Here is a 7,620-nt window from a genome sequence, read left to right on the forward strand (position 1 = left end):
GATTTACCTTCTCGTCGTGGGATGTCCTGCGCACGCGTCTGGTACCGTAGAACCTGTTTGGGTTTTGGTTTGCGGGCGAGAGCGAGCGCCGCTGCGGCGCAAATTGGACCCCGATAGAGGTTCGTAGCCGGGGCTACGGGTCGACATGAGGGCGCAAGCCCGACTGACGCCAGTACATCGGGGACAATTTGCACCAGGGGCATGACTTCGGCCCCAGCCCAGCGGTGCACTACGCTACGTGCGCTATACCAATGTCATCATTGAGTCGATGAATGAAGACAGCGCGCGGCCGTCGAGCGCAATGGTGACCAGTATCCCCGCGATGGCACCGCCGATGTGCGCTTCGTGTGCGATCCCGCCTGCCTGGTTCTCTCGCTGGTTCTTCTGGAACGCGTAGATCGACCCAACAACGTATCCTACCGCAAACAGTACAGCTGGAATGGGCAGGATGAAGAAGAGGTAGAGCATCTCCAGCGGGAAGAACAGGCAGAAGCCAAATACCACGCCGCTTACCGCCCCCGATGCTCCAATTGCTGCATACTGGGGATCCGTATAATGGTAGGTGAAAGTGACGGTATGTGCCAGAATCTCACAGAGCACGTAGAGCATGAAGAACTCCAGCGATCCCAGTATGCCTTCGAGGATCGGCCCAAAGAAAAATAACGTGATCATATTCACTGCCAGGTGCGCCACGCTGCCGTGCACGAATCCCGCAGTTAGGAAGCGGTAGTACTCATCATTTTCAAAGATCCGGTATGGCTGAAACGAAAGGGGTTCAAGAAGACGTGGGTTTACGTACAGCACGTACCAGCTCACCGCGATATTGGCAATGAGCAGCGCCGTAGTTACAGGAACGTCGAACAGCGAGATGGGACCGTCGAAGGGCATTTCGACCATAACAATTGAGGTCAAGCTGTGGCAAAGGCTGCGTTGGATGCTGCTGCCTGTAGCGACTCAAACAGCGGCAGTCCATCATCAGACCCAAGGAGCATCTCAACATGACGCTCTGGATGTGGCATAAGGCCCAGCACGTTGCGCGCCTCGTTGCAGATACCGGCGATGTTCTGCATCGACCCATTCGGATTCGCCTCCGGGTCTACGCGTCCTTCGGCATCGGTGTATCGAAACACAACCTGGTTATTGGTCTCCAGCGCAGCCAGTGTGGCGTCATCGGCGACGTAGCGCCCTTCCCCATGGGCAACCGGAAGAGAAAGCACACTTCCGGGCGCATATTGGCTTGTGAACGGGGTGTCGATGCGCTCTACCCGTACCGTGGTAGGCTTGCAGACAAACCGGAGCGACTCGTTGCGCGCCAGCGTACCCGGAAGCAACCCGGCTTCGCAGAGCACTTGAAACCCGTTGCAGACCCCGAGCACGTAGCCGCCATCGTTTGCGAACGCGGTTACCGCCTCCATCACCGGCGAAAACCGGGCGATGGCTCCAGAGCGCAGGTAATCTCCGTATGAGAACCCACCTGGCAGAATGACTACGTCGAGATCATCAAGGTCCTTACGCTGATGCCAGACAAACTCGGCGTCATCGCCAAGCACGTGTTTAACAGCGTGATAGGCATCGTGGTCGCAGTTGGATCCAGGGAATGTGACAATTCCGAAGCGGGCCATGGGCACGGGGGCGCGTAGGTAGAGAACAGGTAGAGAATAGGACGATCACGGAAAAGCGCTCGCAAAGGTCGGCCTGTAAGGCCTGTAAGAAGCAGCTTGCAGAACGTCTCCGGGCGTACCTTGAGTTTGGGCAGTTGTAAGCGAGCTACAGCGGCAAAAAAAACAAACGATGCGAGGACGTGCTATCCGACCGCACGCAGCCCACGACACATGTTCATATGCTTTCATATGCTGCCTAATCCTTATCTAAGGTACACAATACGTACAGAAGGATGCGCACGCAGTGCCCGTGAAAACCTCATGAGCCTGCCACGCATCCTTCTGCGCGTTACCACCGCATGGTTTCGCCGTGTACCCTTACTGCCATGGCATCGTTACCGATACCGTATCATTTGGCAACGTTGTACGCAGCGCGAGCGTTACGCATCCACAAAGTTCAGCCAACTGCTTTCATCATCATCGTAGGCATCAACCGCAAGCGGTTTTGTCTGTGTCTCGTATGAGCAGAGCAGACTGCGCACGTCTTGTACGAACACGTTGAGGGCGTTGGAGATCAGGTCGCTACGGAAGCCGCGATCGCCCAACTCAATAATGTATTCCATAACTGCTACGCGCCCGAGTGCACGCCCGAGTTCTACGCTCTTTCGCTGCGGCAACGTAGACGCATCCACGGCAAAGTCAAAGGCGCCGTCGAACCGGTCAGCGGCACGCTTCAGCGGAGCAAAGTCACTCATGAATGCACCGAGGTTCGACACCTTGGCGCGACGCATGTGCTTGAGCACCGTGTCGGTGATCTGCTGGTAGAGCACATCGTTCGAGCCCTCAAAGATCTGGAACGGACGGCTATCCACGGTGGCACGCCCGGCAGGATGGTCGAGCCGGTATCCCTGCCCGCCCGAGAGCTGCAAGAAGGACTGCGCAGCGTCCTGCATCAGGTCAGTGACGACGGCTTTGGTTGCGTTGGGACCGAGGTTGTCGGAGGCCATGTTGTTTTCGATGTGCGCGGTCTCGCTGGTATGCAGGCACATGGCCGAGCAGGCGGTGAAGGCAGCCTGGATCCACGACAGTCGCTTCTGAACCTGATCGTGTTCGAAGAGCGACTTTGCGCCGACGTGCCGCTCTTTGCAGTGCGCGAGCGATTCGTCGAGAATCCGCTTCAGAAAGCCCATCCCCATGCCCGGAAACTCGATGCGGCTGCGGTGCAGCGTATCGAGCATCATTTTGATGCCCGTGCTTTCCGGTTCCAGCTTGTGCATGTGCGGAACCGTAAGATCCAGCTTGTTGCGCCCATAGGGAATAAGGTAGAGCCCCAGGTTCTCATAGATCTCCTCCACATCGACCATCTGCTCCGACTGGTTCATGTCGGCAATGAAGAAATCGATGTCGCGGCTAAGCTGTCCGCTCGACGACTTACGACGTGCTGTGAGCAGCCAGAAGTCAGCCCACCCGGTCAGGCCGGCCCAGTGCTTGGTACCTTCGAGGTGATAGCCCTTCTCCGTTTCAACATACGACGTCTGCATGTTGAGAGCGTCTGTACCGTAGTCGGGCTCGGTGATCATGAGCCCGCCCATGTTTTTATCTTTTAGAAAGCGCTCGAAGATCGGGCCTTTCACCTCTTCGTTAGCATACTTCGTGACGGGCTGCAGAAAGAGGGCGCCATTGATGCCGAAGGTGAGCGAAAGTGCGAGCGATTCGTACGAAGCGGCTGCAAGAATGGCCTGGCATTCGTGGACATGGCCGCCTCGCCCGCCGTATTCTTCAGGGATGAATGTTGCAAGCGGAGTCGCCGACTGCACTTCACGCATCATATAGGGCGGCAGACCACGGTTTATGCTCACCGTGTTGAAATCGCCCCGCTCACGGAATACCGTGCGGAGCTTCTCACGAAACGTATCAAGGAACGAGGAAAAGTCGACCGACGAGCGCACGTCGTCGGAAAGGTACGGGGCAATGCTCATGGGTCGGAGCAGGCTGTTCTGAATATGGTACGTATGTGTAACGGTACAGCTAATCTCCTCGAAAGATCGCTAAACCGGGCCGTAATAATCCACAAAGTCGAAATAATCTCTGTATAATCGACGCCAGGCACTATAATCACAGAAAGTGAAGAGCGCCCCCTACAACAAATATGGGGATGCCCGTACGGACACCCCCACATAGTACAGCCACACATGACTGCTCTATCGTTATTTTCAGGCACTGTTTGAAGGCTACTGCACATCAGCGGTGCTCGCTATTTGCCGACAAACCAGCACCCAAACCGGCTCTAAAACGGAAGGTCATCATCGGGCTCGAACGAGTCTCCTTGCTGCTGTTGACCGCCCCCGCCGCCTTGCTGCGATCCTTTGCGAGGCTGACGAGACTGGTCGAAACCGCCGGGCCCCTGGTCCTGGTTCATGCCGTCGCCACCGCCCCGACCACCGCGATTTTGACCTCGCCCTTGACGGGCACCCTGGCCGTCGCCGCTCAAGAAGACCACCTCGCGCGCTTTCACCTCGGTGCTGTAGCGCTTGTTACCGTCTCGGTCTTCCCAGGAGCGCGTCTGCAGCGACCCTTCGACGTATATCTGTCGTCCCTTCGACAGATACTCGCCGCAGGTCTCGCCCAAGCGCGCCCAGGCAACCACATCGTGCCACTCAGTGGTGTCTACGCGCTCTCCATCCCGATTTGTGTATGAATCGCTGGTGGCAATGCGCATGTTGCAGACCGCTGTGCCACTGTTCGTGTAGTTGAGCTCAGGGTCTTGCCCCAGATTGCCCACCAGAATCACCTTGTTGACGCCGCGTGCCATAATGTGTGCCTTGCTGTAAGTTACGTGTATTGTGAATGCTGCTCGCTTCGTTAAAACGGTATCCCGTCGCTGGGTTCAACCGGTATCGGCTCACCCTCCGAAGATTCATACGTGAACGCGGCCGGCGGTTCGTGAACAGCCTGTGCCTTCCGCGAGCCGTTCTGCCGATTCTGCTTTGCGCCGTTGCCATCAAGGAAGACGACGTCGCGCGCCTTCACCTCGGTGCGGTACTTCTTGTTGCCCTTGCTGTCTTCCCACGAGCGCGTCTGCAGGCTGCCCTCCAGATACACCTGGCGCCCCTTGCCCAGATACTCGCTGCAGATCTCAGCCAGCCGCCCCCATACGACCACGTTATGCCACTCGGTCGTATCGACACGGCTTCCGCTGCGGTCAACATACGAATCATTGGTCGCAACAGAAAATGTGCTTACTGCTGTACCGGTGTTTGTGTACTTCAGCTCCGGGTCTTGCCCCAGGCGGCCGACTAACACCACTTTGTTGATTCCACGTGCCATAATGGTTCACCATTGGTCTGATAATGAAAGGTCCAAAATAACGCCTACGCCCAAGCACAGGCTATCTGGTAGACACACCCCTTCACAGTAACGCAACGTAAAATAGCCCCGTAATGACCGTGTAGCGGTATATACCCTTTTGCATTCCACGCGCTGCACTGCTTTATTGCACTGTTTTATTCGAGTGCTCCTGCTCACTCATTCTTGCCCGTTATGCTACGTGACTGCACCGTACTCGAACTCGCCAGCGTGCTGGCCGGACCCAGCGTCGGGCAGTTTTTTGCCGAACTGGGGGCGACCGTCATCAAAATCGAGAACCCACGCACGCAGGGCGATGTCACGCGGCGGTGGACGGCTCCCGGCGAGACGCCTCCCGACAGCCGATCGGCGTACTTCTGTGCCTGCAACGCTGGCAAGCAGTCGGTTGCCATCGACCTATCGACCGATGCCGGGCAGGCGCTGCTCCACGAGCTGGCCGCCGATGCCGATATCGTGATCGCCAACTACCGCCCCGGTCGCGCTCAAGCCCTCGGTGCCGACCCCGACACGCTGCGCACGCTGAACCCGGCGCTGCTGTATGGACACATCACCGGCTACGGACCGGACAACCCGCGTCCGGGCTACGATGCCGTCATCCAGGCCGAGAGCGGTTTCATGGCGATGAACGGATCTGCCGAGGGGCCGCCCACCAAGATGCCCGTTGCGCTTATGGATGTGCTGGCCGCGCATCAGCTCAAAGAGGGGCTGCTCGTCGGACTCCTGCGCCGCACGCGGACCGGGCAAGGCGGATACGTGTCGGTGTCGCTCATGCAGGCTGCTGTTAGCGGACTCGCCAATCAGGCCACCAACTACCTGGTGGCAGGCCACGTGCCGCAGCGGATGGGATCGGCGCATCCGAACATTGCCCCGTACGGCACGGCCTACCCAACCGCCGATGGGTCGGCCATCGTGCTGGCGGTGGGCACCGACCGGCAGTTTGCGGCGCTCTGCGAGGTGTTGGCACGCCCCGACCTGGCGACCAACGACCGCTTCGCCACCAACGCGGCCCGCGTCGCGCATCGCGAGGCACTCGATGCTGCGCTGCAGACCGCCATCCAGAAGCACCCCCGTGGCGCGCTGCTGGATGCCCTGCAAGCGCGTACCGTACCCGCTGGTGCTGTGCGCACCCTCCCCGACGTATTTGCCGATCCACATGCCGAGGGTATGGTGATTCGAAGCGACAACGCTGCGCATCCCCCTGGACTTCGCCAATCTGCGACCCACGCTCCCACGCCCTCCCTGCTACCTCCACCTCGGTACGCTGCCCATACCGCTGCCGTGCTGAGCAATCAGTTGGGATGCACGGAAGACGACATCGCCACGCTGCAGGCCGATGCTGTTGTTGTGTGTACGTAGTGTGGATCTGCGAGGACCGCCTTTCGTATTGTTAGGCTGTACCCACCCCGTCTCACTTTACATCCACCCATCGATTGCTCTATGAATCGCCTTCTCTTGCGCGTGCCCGCCTGGCTGCTTGTGCCGCTGCTCGTGGTGGCCACCGCCTGTGGCACTACCGAACCGGCTGCCGACGCGTCGGACGAGCCCACCAGCCGCGTAGACATTTCGTATACGCAGATCTCCGACTCGCTGGAGCAGGACGAAGAGGTCGAAGCCCTCGTGGCTCCGTATCGCGACCAGATGGAAGCCGAGGTCGAGACGGTGATCGCCCATGCGCCCGAAGAGCTCACCGAGGGCAATCCAGAAGGGCCACTCGGCAACCTGGCTGCTGATGCAATGCTACACCACGCCCGCGAGCTGTCGGAGGGGCCCGTGCACATGGCAATGACCAACAACGGTGGCCTGCGCATCCCCATTGGTCCCGGCGATATTACCGTGGGCACGGTCTACGAACTGATGCCCTTCGAGAACCGCCTGGTGGTGGTGACCCTCTCGGGCGCGGAGGTCGTGACGTTCGCCGAGCAGATCATGGAGATCTACGGCGGCGAGCCGATTGCCGGATTTTCGTTTCGCTATCATGCCGACTCGGGCGACATTGAGGACCTGCAGATCGACGGGGCACCGGTTGACCTCGAAGCCGAGTACCGCGTGGTCACATCCGACTACCTCGCCGACGGCGGCGGTCCGCCCGTGCTTGAGGAGGCGCCGCGCGAAGAGCTGCCCATGCTGCTGCGCGACGCCTTCATCGAGTACTTTCGCGATCTGGGCACCCTCACCGCCGACATCGAAGGCCGCATCGAGCGCATCGAGTAGCGCCTGCAGCGTTTCTTAGTGGATGCGCACCGTTTTCTTCCATCTGACTGCTTTGCCTCTACCATGGCTACCACCCGACGCGACTTCCTCCGCACCCTCGCCGCGACTACCGCAGGCGCCGCGCTGTGGCCCGGACTCAGCATGGCGGCGTCCGGCGATCGGACGCACCTCGTCATTCTGCACACCAACGACACTCACTCGCGCATCGACCCCTTCCCCGATGACGGCGGACGCTTCGCGGGGCTGGGTGGTGTGGCCCGCCGCGCTGCGCTCATCGACGACATCCGCGCTCGCAACGAAAATGTGCTGCTCCTTGACAGCGGCGACATCTTTCAGGGCACGCCCTACTTCAACTTTTTCGAAGGCGAGATCGAGTTCAAAACGATGTCGGCCATGGACTACGACATCGCTACGCTGGGTAACCACGACTTCGACAACGGCG

Annotated in this window: 8 protein-coding genes; 3 read left to right on the forward strand and 5 right to left on the reverse strand. The window is 59.3% G+C overall.

The genetic code is table 11. The annotated features are described in order from the left end of the window. Nucleotides 1–243: 243 nt before the first annotated feature. From PPP56_RS07945 to PPP56_RS07965, 5 genes are all read right to left on the reverse strand, one after another. Complete coding sequence (locus PPP56_RS07945) at nt 244–912, reverse strand: rhomboid family intramembrane serine protease (RefSeq protein WP_353563507.1); 669 nt, start codon at nt 910–912, stop codon at nt 244–246. After that, nucleotides 909–1,622: a phosphoribosylformylglycinamidine synthase subunit PurQ gene (gene purQ, locus PPP56_RS07950; RefSeq protein ID WP_353563508.1), complete on the reverse strand. Its 714-nt coding sequence runs from the start codon at nt 1,620–1,622 to the stop codon at nt 909–911. Before purQ ends, PPP56_RS07945 begins: the two co-directional genes overlap by 4 nt. 419 nt (nt 1,623–2,041) lie before the next feature. Continuing rightward, the gene (locus PPP56_RS07955) at nt 2,042–3,580 is read right to left on the reverse strand and encodes an acyl-CoA dehydrogenase family protein (protein WP_353563509.1); all 1,539 of its coding nucleotides are present in this window, start codon (nt 3,578–3,580) and stop codon (nt 2,042–2,044) included. A gap of 308 nt (nt 3,581–3,888) precedes the next feature. Beyond that, a complete protein-coding gene (locus PPP56_RS07960) occupies nt 3,889–4,413 on the reverse strand; it encodes a single-stranded DNA-binding protein (RefSeq protein ID WP_353563510.1) in 525 nt (174 codons plus the stop codon). A 50-nt stretch (nt 4,414–4,463) separates the two neighbouring features. Then, nucleotides 4,464–4,928 carry a single-stranded DNA-binding protein gene (locus PPP56_RS07965; protein WP_353563511.1) on the reverse strand — a complete coding sequence of 155 codons (465 nt, stop codon included), beginning with the start codon at nt 4,926–4,928 and terminating at the stop codon, nt 4,464–4,466. A gap of 213 nt (nt 4,929–5,141) precedes the next feature. Between PPP56_RS07965 and PPP56_RS07970 the strand changes: the two genes are divergently transcribed. From PPP56_RS07970 to PPP56_RS07980, 3 genes are all read left to right on the forward strand, one after another. After that, the gene (locus PPP56_RS07970) at nt 5,142–6,323 is read left to right on the forward strand and encodes a CaiB/BaiF CoA transferase family protein (RefSeq protein ID WP_353563512.1); all 1,182 of its coding nucleotides are present in this window, start codon (nt 5,142–5,144) and stop codon (nt 6,321–6,323) included. Between the two features lie 81 nt (nt 6,324–6,404). Further along, nucleotides 6,405–7,178 carry a 5'-nucleotidase C-terminal domain-containing protein gene (locus PPP56_RS07975; protein WP_353563513.1) on the forward strand — a complete coding sequence of 258 codons (774 nt, stop codon included), beginning with the start codon at nt 6,405–6,407 and terminating at the stop codon, nt 7,176–7,178. Nucleotides 7,179–7,241: 63 nt separating this feature from the next. Continuing rightward, nucleotides 7,242–7,620: metallophosphoesterase (locus tag PPP56_RS07980; protein WP_353563514.1), on the forward strand; the 379-nt coding region annotated here is incomplete at its 3' end.

The sequence above is a fragment of the Longimonas sp. genome (genome assembly GCF_040409695.1).
Taxonomy (GTDB): Bacteria; Bacteroidota; Rhodothermia; order Rhodothermales; family Salinibacteraceae; genus Longimonas.